Raw genomic sequence first — 16,598 nt, 5'->3', positions numbered from 1 at the left:
CTGCCTGGTCGGGTTGCGTGGCTGATCGGGTGCACCCGATTTCTGTTGTTCGGCCTTGACTTCGGGAGTGGGCCTGGATCGTTGAAGGCATGCGCAAGAGGATGATGCTACGATCTATCGGGCCTTGGCTCGACCTCGATATCGAATATCGCGAGACGCTTTAAGCCAGCGATTCCACCCGGCCGGCTCGAAGGGTGAGCTTCTTCGTGCAGACGCGCTGGATGAGCGCGTCGTCGTGGCTGGCCAACACGATGATGCCGGCCTTTTCCGCCAGTTCGTCCATGCGTCGTTTGGCTTTTTCCTGGAACGACGCGTCGCCGGCGCCAATCCATTCATCCATCAGCAGAATTTCAGGCTCGAGAGTGGTCGCTGCTGCAAATGCCAAACGTGCCGCCATGCCTTGGCTGTACGCCTTGAACGGCAGGTCGATGAAGTCGCCCAGTTCGCTGAAATCGATTATTTCTTCCATCTTCTCTTCGATCTCGGCCGCCGTCCAACCGCTGATCAACCCTCTCAGCACGATGTTTCTGCGCCCGGTGGCCTCGGGACGAAATCCTATGTGGATGTTGAACAGGGCATCGACCTTGCCGGTGATCGATATCGTGCCACCCGATGGCTGGTAGATTCCGTACAGAACCTTGAGCAGGGTGGTCTTGCCGGCGCCATTCGGGCCGACAAGCCCTAAGCGGTCGCCCGCCTTGAGCTCGAAGCTGACACCGTCGAGCGCCTGCACGACCTGTTTGGTGCCCGACTTGGCTATGTTGCCGCCGAGAGCGCTCCGACGTCGGCCGGGCGCCGAAAGAGTCAACTTTTCAAACAGGCGGTAGACCAGGCTGACATTGTTCAGTGTGATGGAGGTCATGGAGCTCAGATCAGGAAAACGATGCGCTTGCGATAAAGGCCTAGCAGCAGCAGCGCAATAGCCCAGAGGCCGAGGCAGAAATAACCTGTCACCGCCAAGGCATGCCCCGGAAATATGCCCGTCGTGATCGGCTCACGCACGCCCTCCAGGAAATAGGTGAACGGGTTCCAATTATAGGCATATTCCTGAATGCCCTCTTGCCCGCTATAGACCCAGAAGACCGGCGTGAAGAACATGCCCACCCGCATCAGGTTGCCAACGATGAATTCGCTATCGGGAAAGAAGGCGCCCAGGAACGCAAAAACCACCACGAATGCAGGGGTTGCCAGAATGAGGAGCAACAATCCCACCAAGGACAGCAGCCAGTTTGTATTGATCCCGTAACCGCCCAAAAGCAAAATAAGAACGCAGCCCGCCAGCGAATAGCCGGCCCGAATGATGCATTGCATCGTCAATCGCATCACATAGACGAACAACGGCAGCGTCGTGCCTTGAATGAAGCTCGCTTCGCGCTGGAAGAGAGACACGCTCATGGTGATGGTCTCGGTGAGGTAGAACCACACCAGCATGCCGATGGCCACATAGGCTATATAGCTTGGGTTGCTTGCGTCCTTGGTCACGAAGACAAAGGCAAATGTGCCGACGAATGCGAAATAGTTGACCAGCATCCAAAGCGGGCCAAGCGTCGTGCGTCTGTGCTGGTCGCCGATGTCCTCATGGGCAAGCGCGATCCAGACCCGGTGTAATCTCATGGCTTTTGAGATGTCGTCAAAAGCGCCGTTCAGTGCCGCAATCATAGCTGGGAGTATCGCAATCCGTTGTTCTGGCGCATTGTCCTTCGCTGCCATGGCGAACCACCAAGCCCATCTCTAATAGCCATTTCGACGGGCATATGGCAACGCATTGCGTCGTAACGAGGTCAGGAGCCGTGTCAACTGCGGCAAAACTGGGCACATGCTGGTGCCGTGCTGTTTTTTTCGTTAGTCGAGACTAATGTTAAGCTTACGGCAATCACCCGAGGATGATGCACCACGCTTCTCCATTGACCGTCCGCTCATCCCGAAAAAAACCTCTGGCTATGACTTCGAGCCCACAGTATGCGATACAACGCGACGGGCCGGAAATCGCACTTTGAAGAAGTGAACGGCCACGAGCTATTTTCGTGTTCGCACTTTGCTGGTGTTCACGTCCACGAGCCTGGAGCCTGGTGCCATCCGATGAAGCTGGAATCTGGATTCGGACTTCGGCCACAGACGCGCCCCGCCCTCATGAAGAACTCAAGCCAGGTGTTCGACATTCGTGGATAAGGCAGATCTGCGCATAGCGGTGCTGATGGGCACGAAAGACGGCGCCGCGTTCATCGATGAGCAGTTGCAATCCCTGCTCGCACAGTCGCATCCGCTCATCGACCTCTGGATCTCCGACGATGGCTCCGTCGACGGCACGGTTCCCATCATCGAAGCCTGGAAGTCCCGCTGGACAAAGGGACGAGTGACGTTGGTGGAGGGACCGGGTCGGGGGTTCGCCGCCAATTTCCGTTCGATGATACTCGACCGGCGGATCGATGCCGACTTCTATGCCTTCAGCGATCAGGACGATGTCTGGGAACCGGACAGGCTGGAAAGTGCCATCCGATGGATCCACGCATTCGGCGCGGAAATCCCGCTGATGTTCTGCTCGCGAACCGCGACCATGACTGAAACGGGAAGCCTTGCCGGCCACTCGCCATTGTTTCGGCGGCCGCCATCCTTTCGCAACGCGCTCGTGCAAAGCATCGCCGGCGGCAACACCATCCTGCTCAACCGCACGGCACGCGATCTGTTGGCAAGAGCCTCGGCACGCACGGGCTTCGTCAGCCACGACTGGTGGGCTTATCTGATTGTCACCGGCGCCGGCGGCGTCGTCCATTACGACCCGCGGCCCCTGGTACGCTATCGGCAGCACGCGGCGAACCTTGTCGGCGCCAACGTGTCGTGGGCGGCAAGGGTCTCGCGGCTTGGGCGCCTGTTCAAGGGCGAGTTTGCCGACTGGACCGATCTCAACCTTGCCGGCCTGGCGGTCAATCGCGACCTCCTTACGCCGGATGCCGTGGCGTGCCTCGACCTGTTTGCAAGCGGTCGGCAGGGCAGTCTTTTCCAGCGTTTGCGCACTCTGCCCGCAAGCGGTGTCTATCGGCAGACCCTCCCCGGGACCCTGGGGCTCTATCTCGCATTCGTCCTGGGTCGCATCTGAAATCGAATCGCTTCAAGGCTCGTGGTCGAGCGGTGACCTCGTGTTCTATTGGCCCGAGCGTTTCTTCGCTGTCACACGTTGAGGACGATACGTCAGGGGAACGCCGTCTCGCTGTTTAACCCATGGACGTGATCGCCCGCGCCCTTTCAAGCGTCAATGCCACGATCGCTGCCGCTCTGTCAGGGTTTGCAGCTTCCGAGTAGCAGCGAAGTTCAGGTGCGTTGCCGGAGGGCCGCAAATGGATGATCTCACCAGTCAGCATTCGCATCCTGAAGCCGTCGGTCTCGTCGACTTCGGCAACGGTCCCGAAAGGCGCCAGGAATTGCTGCAGTGCATCCCGATCGGCGAGCCGGCGCATCAAGCTTTGCGAGCTTTCCATCGGGAAGTTTTCAAGTCGCTCGCTTGCGCAAACCGGAAGCTTCCAAACCGCGCGCAGCTGCGACAGCGTATTTCCTGTCGATGCAACCAGACCCAGGACGGCGAGGATCGGGAGCAGGGAATCCCGTGTCGGCAATGCCGTCAGTGTCTTTCCGCGCAGGGAACAATCCGATCCCAGGAGAACGCCGCCATTGGCCTCGAAGCCGACGACGATACGACCGGCACGGTATGATGCTTCCATTCCTTCGATGACAAAGGGAGATCCGACCTTCGTTCTCACGACCTCGAAACCGAAAGCTTTCGAAATGCCCGAATTGGAGGTCACCGGCGTCACGACGACGTCTGCCCGCAAGAACAAGGCCGTGGCGAGGCCAATCAGGTCGCCGCGAAAAAGGTCGCCATTCTCGTCGGCGATGAGCGGACGATCGGCATCGGCATCTGTCGACACGATGGCATCGAGGTTGAATTCCCCAACCCAACGCTTGAATTTTGCAAGTGTGGCCGGGCTGACGGCTTCGGTGTCAACGGGCACGAACGTACCGGATTTCCCGACAGGTGTGACATTGGCGCCAAGGGATTGGAGAATCTCGACGAGCAGATCCGCCGCCACCGAGCTGTGCTGATAAACGCCGACCCTCATGCCGGAAAGGGAGCCGGGCTCCGTTATGATCCCGGCGCGCGCGCGATAGGTGGCGATCGCCTGATCATGGCGTGTTGGTAGAGCCGTTGCTGGCGGCGGAGGGCAATAGGCTCCCGATCTCTCGGCGGCGTACTTTGCCATGGCGGCTTCATCGGCCTTGCTGATCTCGCCGTGCGGGCCGTAAAATTTGATACCGTTGCGATCAGCGGGAATATGCGAACCCGTCACCATAAGGGCCGCCGCGCCCTGCTGCTGGCCGTACAGCGCCAGAGCCGGCGTTGGAATGGCGCCGCAATCGATCGGTTGAAGCCCGCTTGCCGCCAGGGCTGCCATGCAGTTGGCGGCGATGGCGGGGCTGCTGTCGCGCAAGTCACGGCCCACCAGCACCATGGCGTCCGGCTGAACCCCGCCGGCGGCCAAGCGCCAGGCGAAAGCCTCGGTGTAAAGTCCGCTCGGGTTGCCGACCAATTCCGAAGCCAGGCCCCTAAGGCCACTCGATCCAAATTTCATCATTTCACTTTGGCTGATGAGAGGGTAGGCCATCATGTTGCGGTAGGTTTCCCTGTTAACTGAAAAGCGCTTTGCCGCCCACCCCGAGGTTTCCTCGAGAGCTTGAAAAATAGTGAGTCGATGAACGAACGGGGCAACGGTTGCGCTTCGTCAAACGGCAGCCAATTGCATCGCCTGACCGGCCCGTGGCAACAGCGTGAACCTTAAACTTTTCCGCCGGTTACGCGATATCCTGGTCGACACGTGATCCCAATCAAACCGCCAGCGAAAAAATCTCTGGCGATGGCCTCAAGTCCACGCTATGCGGGTAGCGACGGCGGGGGCCGAGGACTTGACGCTGAGAATAGGTGACCGGTGACGGATGGTATTCGATCTGACGCCGCATTAGTGTTGAAGTTCTTACGCCCGGAGTTCAATACTCGCCAATGACTTCCTATGCAGAAGCCGTGTTCGGATTTCGACCGAAGATGCGGCGCGTCATCATCATGGTCCAGGACCTGCTCATGGTCCTGGTTGCGGTGGCGCTTAGCCTCGTCCTCTCCCGGTCGGACCTTTCGTTCGATGCATTCTCCTACGAAGGCCTGGTCACCTGGCTCGGGATCGTTCTCATCAGCCACCTGCTGTTCCGATATTGCGGTCTCTACACCACGATCTGGCGCTTTGCCTCGACCCCGGACTTTTTCAACATTCTGAAGAGCTGTGCGATTCTGACGGTCGTGCTTTACACTCTTTCGCTGATGTTTCGCTTCATCCAGCCCGTGGCTGGCCTCAACGAACGCCAATTCATCGTCTTCTTCCTCGTTTCCTTCACCATCATATCGGCGCCGAGGCTGTTCTACCGATTTCTTCGCGACGGCGCGAGCTGGGGCATCCTCACCCACAGGGCCAATAAAGTGCAGGCCAAGCGGGCGCTGTTCGTCGGTCGGCTTAGCGAGGCCGACCTGATCATTCGCTTCACGCGCACGGCAGAGCCGGTCGACTATTCCATTGCCGGCATCATGGCGACCGAGCGCGGCGCATCGTTGGGCACACGGATTCAAGGTGTTCCCGTGGTGGCGTCCCGGCCACGCCTGATCGATGTCCTGGAGGACTACGCCGCCGGCACCAGGAGCATCGACCTGCTTATTTTTGGCAGCGGCGTCGAGCATGAGATCGAGGAATATTCCGAGCTTGTGCGTGTCGCCCGGCATGGCGGCATAACCGTTTTACAGTTCTCGAGGCTTTCGCAGCTTGGACAGGAGGGAAAGATCGTTCTCGACGAAGTCGAGATGGAAACGATTCTGCGGCGCCCGACCGTGCCGTCCGATATCGCGCGTATTGGTGCTTTCGTCGGCGGCAAGCGCGTCCTTGTGACGGGAGGCGCCGGATCTATCGGCCGCACACTGGTCAAGCGGTCGCTGGAGCTGGGGGCAGGGGCGGTGCTGGTCGCCGACAATTCCGAGTTCGGCATCTTCCAGTTGAGCCAGTATGTCGACGAAAAAGACCATGATCGGCTGAAGGTCCGCATTGTCGATGTCGCGGACCGGCGCCAGATGACTCGTGTCGTCATGGAATTCAAACCGGACATCATCTTTCATGCCGCGGCCCTGAAGCACGTTCCGCTGCTCGAGGAAAACTGGGAATCGGCCATCCAGACCAATGTCTTCGGCACGCTTGTCTGCGCCGAGGTTGCCGCCAAATGTGGTGTTCCGCAGTTCCTGCTCATATCGAGCGACAAGGCCGTGGATCCGACCTCGGTGCTTGGCATTACAAAGAGAGCCGCCGAGCAACTCGTCAGCGCCTTGCACGAAAGCCACGCAATCGCGCCGGACGGGCGCCGTTCCGGTACCAAATTCATAGCCGTGCGGTTCGGCAACGTGTTTGGCTCCAATGGTTCGGTGGCGACCATCTTCCAGGCACAGATCGAGGCCGGCGGTCCGGTCACGATTACCGATCGACGCATGACCCGTTATTTCATGACGGTGGCGGAAGCCGTCGACCTCGTCATCATGGCCGCCGCCGACGCTCAGTCGCGTAACGGCAAGGACGACTATGCCATCTATATGCTGGACATGGGCAAACCCGTGCCGATTCTCGAAGTCGCGGAAACCATGATCCGCATGGCCGGCAAGACGCCCTATGCGGATATCCCGATCCGTTTCACCGGCATCAGGCCTGGAGAGAAGCTGCATGAGACGCTCCAGGGCGCCAATGAAGAGATCATCACGCTCGACATCGCCAAGATCTTTGGTCTCAGGACCGATGTGGTGGCGTGGCCGACGGTTCAGGCGGCGCTAGCCGCGCTGCAGGTGGCAATGAAAAGCCAGGACAAGGCTTCCGCCCTTGCCGTGCTGGCGCAACTCCATCGGCCGGAGACGCCAGCGCCAGACACGCTGCAGGAAACTGGCCCGAGAACGGTCGGGCAGGCAGGTTAGACACGTTGCAGCTGGCGGTTGAATGGCGGGATTTTGCCTGGATATCGATCCCGCGGCCGGCGGTATCGGAGCAATTCCCGGCGGAAAAGCTTTTGCCGGGAAAACCGTTTCACACTTTTCCTGGAATGGCTCCAGTGATCAGGGGATGGCCATGAAGGGACTGAAGCGTGCCTTCGATCTCGTCGCGACAGCCTTGCTGTTGTTTGTGACATCCCCTGTCTTATTGCTCTGCATGTTTGCCGTGCGGGTATCGTCGCCCGGTCCGGTGATTTTTTCACAAACGCGGGTCGGCCGCGATGGCGTGTTGTTTCGCTGCCACAAATTGCGGACGATGTATCAGGGAACGCCGTCCTTGCCCTCGCACGAGGCACCGGCGAATGCCGTGACCGCGGTCGGGAGGACCTTGCGGAAGTTCAAGCTCGATGAGCTGCCGCAATTCTGGAATGTTCTTCGGGGCGAGATGAGCCTGGTCGGGCCGCGCCCTTGCCTGCCGACACAGACGGAACTGATCGAGCGCCGCAGGCAGCTGGGGGTTCTGGCAGCACGTCCGGGCATTACCGGCATGGCCCAGATCAGGGGCATCGACATGTCGAACCCGCAGCTTCTGGCTGAAACGGATGCCGCCTATCTCAGGACGGCGTCGTTCTGGCTCGACCTTCGCATCCTGTTTGGGACGCTCTATCGCAACGGAGGCGACTGAGCGTCTCCGAGCCGCGCCATTTCGGCCAGTTGCTCCAGCGTCCCGGTTTCCGGTAGCCAGCCTTCGGATACGAGCAGGGAAGGGTCGCATATCTGTGTGGCGGTCAGGCTGTCCCAGGACGTCCGCTTGCCCAACAGGATCGCGGCTGCCCGCAACGGCCCGGCCGGCACGGCCATAAGGCGCGTCGGCCGTCTGAAACCCCTGCGGAAGGCGCCGACAATGTCGGCGATCGAAACCGGCGGCACATCGCTGGCAACATGGATCGGGCGCAGCTGCCCCGAAAGGCTGAGCAGATGCCATACCGCGCCTGCCGTCGATTGCGTTGACAGCAGCGAGCGGGTTCCCGTCAGGGCGCCTGTCGGCAGCGGCAGGCCCGTATCGGCCAGGCGCATCAGCGTCGCCAGGTTTCCTTTCATGCCGGTTCCGTAGACCGGGGGCAGCCGCAATATGGTGGCATCGGAACGGCCATGCGACGCATAGGCGTCCAGCACCCTTATCTCTGCTTCGCGCTTCGACCGTCCATAGGCGCATTGCGGATCGGGGATCGTGTCCTCGTCGATCGTTGCACTGACACGCGCACCGATCACGGCCCGGATCGAGGAGAGCTGGATGAAACGTCCGCTTGCCTGTTCGGCCGCCGCTTGCGCCAGCCTTGCGCTCAATTCTGCATTGGCCGCCCGAAAATCGGCTTCGGTGGCGTTGCCTTCGTCATTGTTCAGACCCGCGCAATGCACGACATCGGTAACACCCCTGGCAAGCGCCAGGAAGGCAGCCGTCGGCGCATCGACATCGGGCATCTGCATGGCATCATGTCCCGGACCAAGCTTCTCCGGGTAGCGGGACGCGAGGCGAAGCTCGGCGCCCGCCTCACGAAGCCGGCGCACCACCTGGCGGCCGATGAAGCCTGTCGCGCCCGTGACCAGGACTTTCATTGGTCTTGCCCTGAACGGCTATCGAGTGAATCGCAGCGCCCGATCTTCCATCCCTGGAAGAAGGGCGTCTTCCGTCACTGGCGGAAGCGCTCGCTCTTCCGTCTCGGGCGGAAGCGCCTGGCCTTGCGGCAACGGAGCCTGACGGCCCGAGGCGAGATACGTTCCCGACACCAGGAAGACCATCAGCACCGAGTCCAGGATGTCATGACCAATCAGGATGCCTGTCATCCCGGACGTGAGATAGGTGATCACGGCGATGACAATCATCGTTGCGCCGAAACGCTCGATCTGATCGGTGCTGTTTCGCAAAACCACGGCTGCATTCCTGGCGGCAACGACGAAGATCGCCGCCAGCGTCATGGCACCCAGGAGACCTGCCTGCACCAGGGCGGTCAGGAAACCGTTATGGAAATGATTGAAGCCTGCGTCCATCCCGAACTGATCGCGGAAGCCCTGTTTTATCAAGGCCTGGGTAGCACCCACTCCATGTCCGAACAATGGCATCTCACGAAACGCCTTCAGACCAATATCCCACAGGGCGAATCGCAATCCTATAGCCGTCGTGTGGTCACCGTTGACGGCGAGCGCGTCCAAGTCGGAACGCAGAAAGTCGACACGCCCGGATATTGTCTGGAAGCCGACAGCCGCAATGACGGCGCCCGCCGCCAGCAAAAGCACCAGCAGGCGAATGGCGTTCCTTCCCTTCAGCCTGTGCTGGTTGATCAGCAGAATGGCGATACCGGCAATCAGCAGTGCCAGCCAGACAATGCGGGTGCCGGAGTAGATGATGGCGATCGTCCCGCCAAGTGCCGCGCAAAGGAGGGCGATCCTGTGTCTCTCGATATCCGACAGGGCGCTCGCCACGCAGACCAACACAGCAAGGCAGAGCACCTCCGCGAATACAATTGCATTTCCGGCCCCGCCCTCGGCGCGCATACCCAGCCAATGCTGTTGGAAGACCGCCAGAAGCAGCGCGACAAAACAGGCCGCCATACTGCTCAGCACGATGATACGGACAAGCGTTGTCTTCTGCGTAATGCTCCAGGTCGAATAGGAGATGGGGAAAAACAGGAATGTAACGAGCGGGATCAGGTGCAAGGCATCCCTGGCGATCGCGTTGTTGACGATGGACGCCACCAGATTGGCCGCGCAATAGGCATAGATCGCGATCGTCATCGCCATCATCGCCGGGTCGGCATTGAAGCGCCTTTTCCTGAGGGCGAGCAACAGGACGGACCACAGAGCGCCACCATTGAATACGAAGCTCACCACCGATCCCAGGACCGGCGGAAAAAAGAAGCAAAGAGTAGAAAAGTAGATATTGATTCGCGAAGGCGTGAGTTGCTGTCTTGCAGACGAAAGACCGGTCAAGTTTCGGGCCCGCTATTCTCGAGTAGCTCTATGCGGCACATCCTGTTCAGCGGAACCGAATATGCTCGCGTTGAATTTGCCCATGCCTGATGACGCATCTTGCCCGCTTCCGGAGGTTGTATAACGGCTGGGCTGTTTTTTCGATAGTGCGGCGGAGCTTGCAGTCACCTAAAATCGGCGGCCGGTGCCCGACGATCGGGAATGGGCTCAAGCAGCGTTTGTCGTATCGTCTGCCGAGCAATTTTTTCCCAGGCTTTTCCCGGTTGCGGGCCTTGCGAACAGAAATTTCCGGGTTTTGGCGAAAGCATGGAAAAATCATTCCCGAACTGACCGCTGCCGGGCTCGTCTTGCATTGTTTTGCCGTGCGCCGATCTGCTAGAACGCCCGCACGAAACACTTTGTCCAGAAGCGAAGCTTGAACCGGGCGCAAAGCTCGATGATTTGACGCAAGGTCTTCTGTCGCAAGGCACGAGAGAACGCTCACAGTCTATGATAACAGCGCTTACGCATCTGCAGCGGCTTGAAGCCGAGTCCATCCACATTTTCCGCGAGGTTGCGGCCGCCTTTGCCAAGCCGGTCATGCTCTATTCGGTCGGCAAGGATTCATCCGTGCTGATGCATCTGGCGATGAAGGCGTTCTATCCCGCCAAGCCGCCTTTTCCGTTCCTGCATGTCGACACGACCTGGAAGTTCCGCGAGATGATCGCTTTTCGCGATCAGATGGCGCAAAAACTCGGCTTCGACCTTTTGGTGCATGTCAATGAAGACGGCGTGCGCGACAACATCAATCCGTTCGACCACGGCTCGAACACCCACACCCATGTCATGAAGACCGTGGCGCTGCGCCAGGCGCTCGACAAATACGGTTTCGATGCCGCCTTTGGCGGCGCTCGCCGCGACGAGGAGAAGTCGCGCGCCAAGGAGCGCATATTCTCGTTCCGCAACGCCCAGCATGTCTGGGATCCAAAGAACCAGCGCCCCGAAATGTGGAAGATCTTCAACACCCGCATCGCATCGGGTGAATCGATCCGCGTCTTCCCGCTGTCGAACTGGACCGAGCTCGATATCTGGCAGTACATCCTGCAGGAGAACATCCCGATCGTGCCGCTCTATTTCGCCAAGGAACGGCCGGTGGTGGAGCGGGACGGGATGCTGATCCTCAAGGACGACGACCGTATGAAACTGCGCCCCGGCGAGACAGTGGAGAACCGCCTGGTGCGGTTCCGCACTTTGGGCTGCTATCCGCTCACCGGCGCCATCGAATCTGATGCCGACACGCTCGAAGCTATCGTCGGCGAGATGCTGACAGCGCGCACATCCGAGCGGCAGGGCCGCCTGATCGACCGTGACGAAGCCGGCTCGATGGAAAAGAAGAAGCGCGAGGGGTATTTCTGACCATGCGTCACATCATGGCAAAAAGCCTCGCCCCCACCGACAGTGTCCGCGACTACCTGGCCGCGCAGGAGAAGAAGTCGCTGCTGCGCTTCCTGACGTGCGGTTCGGTCGACGACGGCAAGTCGACGCTGATCGGGCGCCTCTTGTCCGACACCAAGCAGATCTTCGAGGATCAGCTTGCCGCGCTCGAACGCGATTCGCGCAAGCACGGCACCACCGGCGACGACATCGATTTCGCGCTGCTGGTCGACGGTCTCGAGGCCGAGCGCGAGCAAGGCATCACCATCGACGTCGCCTACCGCTTCTTCGCCACGCCGAAGCGCAAGTTCATCGTCGCCGACACGCCCGGCCACGAACAATACACCCGCAACATGGCGACAGGCGCCTCGACCGCCGACCTGGCGATCGTGCTGATCGATGCAAGGCAAGGGGTGCTGCGCCAGACGAGGCGCCATTCGATCATCGCCTCGCTGCTCGGCATCCGTCACATCGTGCTCGCCGTCAACAAGATCGATCTCGTCGATTTCGACCGGGCGGTCTTCGACCGGATCGTCGAGGACTACGCACAATTCTCGCGCGATCTAGGCTTCCAGACCATCGTGCCGATCCCGATGTCGGCCCGATACGGCGACAATGTCAGCGGCCGCTCCGACAACATGCAATGGTATTCCGGTCCGACGCTGATCGAGCACCTCGAGACCGTTTCGGTCGAAGAGGCTGCCGTCGAGCAGCCGTTCCGTTTTCCGGTGCAGTACGTCAACCGCCCCAACCTCGACTTCCGCGGCTTTGCCGGCACGATCGCGTCGGGCGCCATCGCGCAAGGCGACGAGGTCGTCGTCGCCAAATCCGGCAAGTCCTCGCATGTCAAACGCATTGTCGCTCATGGCGGCGATCTCAAACAGGCGGTGGCCGGCCAGGCCATAACGCTCGTCCTCGACGACGAAGTCGAGGTCTCCAGAGGCAATATGCTGGTTTCGCCGGCCGCCAGGCCGCAGGTCGCCGATCAGTTCGCCGCCAACATCGTCTGGTTTGACGAGCATGCGTTGCTGCCGGGCCGTTCCTACATCCTGCGCACCGAAACCGACCAGACCAGCGCCACCGTCACCGACCTGAAATACCGCATCAACGTCAACGACTTCGCCCATGAGGCGGCCAAGTCGCTCGAAATGAATGAGGTCGGCATCTGCAACATCTCGACGCGGGCGCCGATCGCCTTCGATCCCTTCGCCGAAAACCGCACCACCGGCGCCTTCATCCTGATCGACCGCATCTCGAACGCCACCGTCGGCGCGGGCATGATCGTGCACTCGCTGCGTCGTGCCGAGAACATCCACTGGCAATCGCTCGATGTCGGCAAGCGCGTGCGCGCCGACATGAAGAACCAGCGGCCTGCAGTGTTCTGGTTCACCGGGCTTTCCGGCTCCGGCAAGTCGACCATCGCCAACCTGTTCGAGAAGAAGCTGTTCGCCACCGGCCGTCATACCTATATTCTTGACGGCGACAATGTCCGTCACGGTCTCAACCGCGATCTCGGCTTCACCGATGCCGACCGCGTCGAGAACATCCGCCGGGTCGCTGAAGTGGCCAAGCTGATGGCCGATGCGGGGTTGATCGTCATTGTCTCGTTCATTTCGCCGTTCAGCGCCGAACGGCGCATGGCGCGCGAGTTGATGGCCGATGGCGAGTTCATCGAGGTGTTTGTCGACACGCCCTTCGAGGAATGCGCCAGGCGCGATCCGAAAGGCCTTTATGCGCGCGCGCTGAATGGCGAGATCAAGAACTTCACCGGTGTCGATTCGCCTTACGAAGCGCCGGAAAAACCGGAGATCCATCTCAAGACGCTCGGCAAATCGGCGGAAGAGATGGTAGATGCCCTGGAACACTGGTTGAACGAGCGCGACATTGCCGAAGACCAATATGACAATGGCGGCGGTATCTGACGACAGGTCGATGCTCGACGTCTTCGAGCAGCTGGCCCTGGCGGCTGGACGCGAGGTAATGCGCGTCTTCCACGCCGGCTGCGCTGTCGACCGGAAATCAGACGCCTCGCCGGTGACCGAGGCGGACCGCGAGAGCGAGAAGATCATTCTTGCCGGCTTGCGTGCCGCATTTCCCGACATTCCCTGCGTGGCCGAAGAGGAAGCGGCGGCCGGAATCATGCCGGCCGATCTCGGCGACACCTTCTTCCTCATCGACCCGCTCGACGGCACCAAGGAATTCGTCAACCGCCGCACCGACTTCACTGTCAACATCGCGCTTGTCCGCCATGGCGTGCCGGAAGTCGGCGTCGTCTTCGCACCTTGCACCGGCCGCTTCTTTTCGGGGCGGCCGGGCAGCGCGGAAGCCCTGGAAATCAATGACGACTATCAGATCGTCGGCCGCCGGCCGATTTCGGTGAGAACGGCCGCATCACCGCTGGCCGTGGTTGCCAGCCGCTCCCACAATACGCCGGAAACCGACGCCTATATTCGCGACCTCGGCGCAGCCGAGATCGTTTCCGTTGGGTCTTCCCTGAAATTCTGTCTTCTCGCCAGCGCCGAGGCGGATGTCTATCCGCGCTTCGGCCGCACCATGGAATGGGATACCGCGGCGGGCGACGCGGTGCTGCGCGCGGCTGGCGGTACGACACGAACGCTGGACGGCAAGCCCTTGGCCTACGGCAAACGCGATCAGGCCGATGACGAGGATTTCGCCAACCCGCATTTCATCGCCAGCGGCAGGGCAGGGGCGAGCCCGGTCTAAATTGGCCTCAGCACGTTCCTGCCCCTTCGGCATCAGCGCTTCGTCGCTGGTTTGGAGATTGCCATTGCACGGAATGAAATGAGCCCGTCTCGCCGCCAAGCGCAAAGATTCTGACACCGAAGGGGCCCGTTTCGAGGTCAAGTCGAATTGACAGTATTCTGCCCTCCCGTACAAATGCTTCTGGAACAGCGGGAGGCGAAAAGATGGCCGATTTAGGCTCTCAAGTATATCCCAGCCCTGGTCCTTGGTCCAAACAGAGATTGGTGGGAACCATTCTAAGCGGCTTAGTGCCGATCATACCAATAGCAATCGTCGCTGGTCTCGTTCTGGGGTATGCGTATGACATGCAGACTGCAGACCTGCAAAGCCAGGTTGCAATGTCCTACAGGGCAATTGACGATTTTGACGAGGCCGTAGGAAGGGCAGGTAATCTGGCGGACAGCGTTCAGCAGAAACTTGAAGCTGTCTTTGCCGCAAATGACCTCAAGGTTGACGAAGAGCCCCCACCAGACAAGACGCTGCAAAAGGCCGAAGCTGAGATCGTCAAAAACAGATCGGCCGAACAGACTGTCACACCGCCTTCACCAGCGCCGGCACCTCTGACCCCACCTGCGCCGCCGCTCAAGGGCATCGAAGATCTGCGCGGTGCCTATGCGGAGATCCGAAAGCTGCAAGAGGCATTGAACTTTGAAGTAGAGGTGCCTGAAGAAACGCAACTTTCGTTTAACCTTGTTTCCCAGGCCGACGCAGCCAAAAAGACTCATAAAAGAGTGGTTCCGGTCACCCAAAAGCATTCCGGGCTTTCATGGGTGGCGATTGGCATGATTGGTATGATTGCCTTTCTATTCGTCCTGACGGTTGCCGTTCTCCTGATGCATCACAACACCACGTCCACTACCAAAGAGGAGGTGTACGGCAAGATCATAGTGAGCTTGGTCAATACGATGACTTTGTTGACCGTCAGTCTTGTGAGCGCCTTTTGGGGCGTGAAGATTATGAGCTCGGGCGGATGAACGGCGAAGGCGCCGGTTCATACGGCCAAAACCAGCATGCCAAACACAGCGACCACAACGAGCGACACGTAGCCACGGGGGGTAACGGCATCGTTCATTGTCACACCCGAGGAATTGATTTCCGGCGGCCACCATCATTCGGCTGCCAGCCGGAGAAGATATTGGCCTGCCCCAAGCGGCTACGAGGAAAATAGAGCGGCTGCCTACTACTCGGCGGCGGCCTGCGCCGAGTTCGAGCCGATATAGTTGCGGATCGTCTCGATGATCCGGTCTTGGTCGGCTTCGCTGAGATAGGGGTGCATTGGCAGGCACAGGATCCGCTTCGGCAGGTCCTCCGAGACGGCAAGACCAGTCGGCGTGCGCGGGTAGTCGCTATAGGCGACCTGCGTATGCAGCGGCTTGACGTAGTAGATGACGGACGGAATGCCCTTTTCGCTCAGATGCGCCTTCAGGCCGTCGCGCTTGGGTGTCTCGATGGCGTACTGCGCCCAGGCCGAACGGCTGCCGTCGAGGTTGCGGGCCGCGGTGACGATGTCGCCAAGTCCCTCGGCATAACGGTTTGCGACCACCTGGCGCGCCACCATCTCGTCTTCGAGAATGGCGAGCTTTTCGATGAGGATCGCCGCCTGCAGCGTGTCGAGCCGCGAATTGATGCCGACGCGGATATTGTCATATTGTGTCTCGCCCTTGCCGTGGAAGGCAAAGGATCTGAGCTTGTCGGCCATCTCGTCGTCGTTGGTGAACATCGCGCCGCCGTCGCCGTAGCAGCCGAGCGGCTTGGCGGGATAGAAGCTGGTCGAGCCGACATGGCCGAACGCGCCGCACATCTTGCCGTCAAGCGACCCACCCATCGACTGGGCGGCGTCCTCGATCACCAACAGCCCTTCGCGATTGGCGATCGCCATGATCGCATCGTAATCGGCGGCGAGGCCGAACAAGTCGACCGGGATGATCGCCTTCGGCTTAAGCCGGCCTTCCTTCTTAATCATGGCGATGGCCGCCTCGAGGCTGGCGATGTCGATGTTGTAGGTCACCGGATCGACGTCGACAAAGACAGGTTCCGCCTTGGCCAGCGCCACCACTTCCGCGGTGGCCGCGAAAGTGAAGCTCGGCACGAACACGGCATCACCCGGGCCGATGCCGGCGGCAAACAGCGGCAGCAGCAGCGCGTCGGTACCGTTGGCGCAGGCCACCACATGCTTGGTGCCGACATAGGCAGCAAGCTTCTTCTCGAACTCCGCGACCTGCGGGCCCAGAATGTAGCGGCCGTCCTCGACGACATGGTCGATCGCGGCCTTCAGCCGGTCGCGGATGCGTTCGCGCTGTGCGCCAAGATCGATGAACTGCATGTCAGCCTCAAAAACGATTTTAACCAGGCGGTTTAGCCAGAGAACGGCCCGCTGGTACCA

The 16,598-nt window shown here is 60.1% G+C and carries 13 protein-coding genes; 7 read left to right on the top strand and 6 right to left on the bottom strand.

Translation table 11 applies throughout. From position 1 onward, the window contains the following. Window positions 1-160: 160 nt before the first annotated feature. Window positions 161-862, bottom strand: coding sequence for an ABC transporter ATP-binding protein (locus QQK95_RS27660; protein WP_284277582.1), 702 nt, complete (start codon window positions 860-862; stop codon window positions 161-163). 5 nt (window positions 863-867) lie between these two features. Then, entirely contained in the window at window positions 868-1,710 is an 843-nt protein-coding gene (locus tag QQK95_RS27655; protein WP_284277581.1) for an ABC transporter permease, read from the bottom strand. Between the two features lie 451 nt (window positions 1,711-2,161). Between QQK95_RS27655 and QQK95_RS27650 the strand changes: the two genes are divergently transcribed. Then, complete coding sequence (locus QQK95_RS27650; protein WP_322791230.1) at window positions 2,162-3,094, top strand: glycosyltransferase family 2 protein; 933 nt, start codon at window positions 2,162-2,164, stop codon at window positions 3,092-3,094. 115 nt (window positions 3,095-3,209) lie between these two features. Here QQK95_RS27650 and QQK95_RS27645 read toward each other — a convergent pair whose 3' ends face one another. Further along, window positions 3,210-4,658, bottom strand: a complete 1,449-nt coding sequence (locus tag QQK95_RS27645) for a phosphomannomutase (protein ID WP_284277580.1) — start codon at window positions 4,656-4,658, stop codon at window positions 3,210-3,212. A 389-nt stretch (window positions 4,659-5,047) separates the two neighbouring features. Between QQK95_RS27645 and QQK95_RS27640 the strand changes: the two genes are divergently transcribed. Together QQK95_RS27640 and QQK95_RS27635 are read left to right on the top strand one after the other, a co-directional pair. Further along, window positions 5,048-7,036: a nucleoside-diphosphate sugar epimerase/dehydratase gene (locus QQK95_RS27640; protein WP_284277579.1), complete on the top strand. Its 1,989-nt coding sequence runs from the start codon at window positions 5,048-5,050 to the stop codon at window positions 7,034-7,036. Between the two features lie 151 nt (window positions 7,037-7,187). Beyond that, the gene (locus tag QQK95_RS27635; protein WP_284277638.1) at window positions 7,188-7,736 is read left to right on the top strand and encodes a sugar transferase; all 549 of its coding nucleotides are present in this window, start codon (window positions 7,188-7,190) and stop codon (window positions 7,734-7,736) included. On the opposite strand, the gene QQK95_RS27630 is transcribed toward QQK95_RS27635, so the two are convergent. Together QQK95_RS27630 and QQK95_RS27625 are read right to left on the bottom strand one after the other, a co-directional pair. Beyond that, window positions 7,715-8,668 (bottom strand): UDP-glucose 4-epimerase family protein, encoded by a 954-nt coding sequence (locus tag QQK95_RS27630; protein WP_284277578.1) that lies wholly within the window; start codon window positions 8,666-8,668, stop codon window positions 7,715-7,717. The genes QQK95_RS27635 and QQK95_RS27630 overlap by 22 nt on opposite strands. An 18-nt stretch (window positions 8,669-8,686) precedes the next feature. Continuing rightward, a complete protein-coding gene (locus QQK95_RS27625) occupies window positions 8,687-9,940 on the bottom strand; it encodes an O-antigen ligase family protein (RefSeq protein ID WP_284277637.1) in 1,254 nt (417 codons plus the stop codon). 588 nt (window positions 9,941-10,528) lie between these two features. Between QQK95_RS27625 and cysD the strand changes: the two genes are divergently transcribed. The 4 genes from cysD to QQK95_RS27605 all read left to right on the top strand — a co-directional run bounded on the left by cysD (window position 10,529) and on the right by QQK95_RS27605 (window position 15,189). Then, window positions 10,529-11,434, top strand: coding sequence for a sulfate adenylyltransferase subunit CysD (gene cysD / locus QQK95_RS27620; protein ID WP_284277577.1), 906 nt, complete (start codon window positions 10,529-10,531; stop codon window positions 11,432-11,434). Window positions 11,435-11,436: 2 nt separating this feature from the next. Then, complete coding sequence (gene cysN / locus QQK95_RS27615) at window positions 11,437-13,374, top strand: sulfate adenylyltransferase subunit CysN (protein WP_284277576.1); 1,938 nt, start codon at window positions 11,437-11,439, stop codon at window positions 13,372-13,374. 10 nt (window positions 13,375-13,384) lie between these two features. Continuing rightward, complete coding sequence (gene cysQ, locus QQK95_RS27610; RefSeq protein WP_284277635.1) at window positions 13,385-14,176, top strand: 3'(2'),5'-bisphosphate nucleotidase CysQ; 792 nt, start codon at window positions 13,385-13,387, stop codon at window positions 14,174-14,176. Between the two features lie 344 nt (window positions 14,177-14,520). After that, window positions 14,521-15,189: a hypothetical protein gene (locus tag QQK95_RS27605; RefSeq protein ID WP_284277575.1), complete on the top strand. Its 669-nt coding sequence runs from the start codon at window positions 14,521-14,523 to the stop codon at window positions 15,187-15,189. 206 nt (window positions 15,190-15,395) lie between these two features. Here the strand turns inward: QQK95_RS27605 and QQK95_RS27600 are convergent, their stop codons facing one another. Continuing rightward, the gene (locus QQK95_RS27600) at window positions 15,396-16,538 is read right to left on the bottom strand and encodes a DegT/DnrJ/EryC1/StrS family aminotransferase (RefSeq protein ID WP_284277574.1); all 1,143 of its coding nucleotides are present in this window, start codon (window positions 16,536-16,538) and stop codon (window positions 15,396-15,398) included. Window positions 16,539-16,598: the final 60 nt, after the last annotated feature.

Source organism: Mesorhizobium huakuii, from assembly GCF_030160235.1.
GTDB classification, from domain to species: Bacteria; Pseudomonadota; Alphaproteobacteria; order Rhizobiales; family Rhizobiaceae; genus Mesorhizobium; species Mesorhizobium huakuii.
The sequence above is the reverse complement of the archived record's forward strand: the minus strand, read 5'-3'. Positions and strand labels throughout refer to the sequence as shown.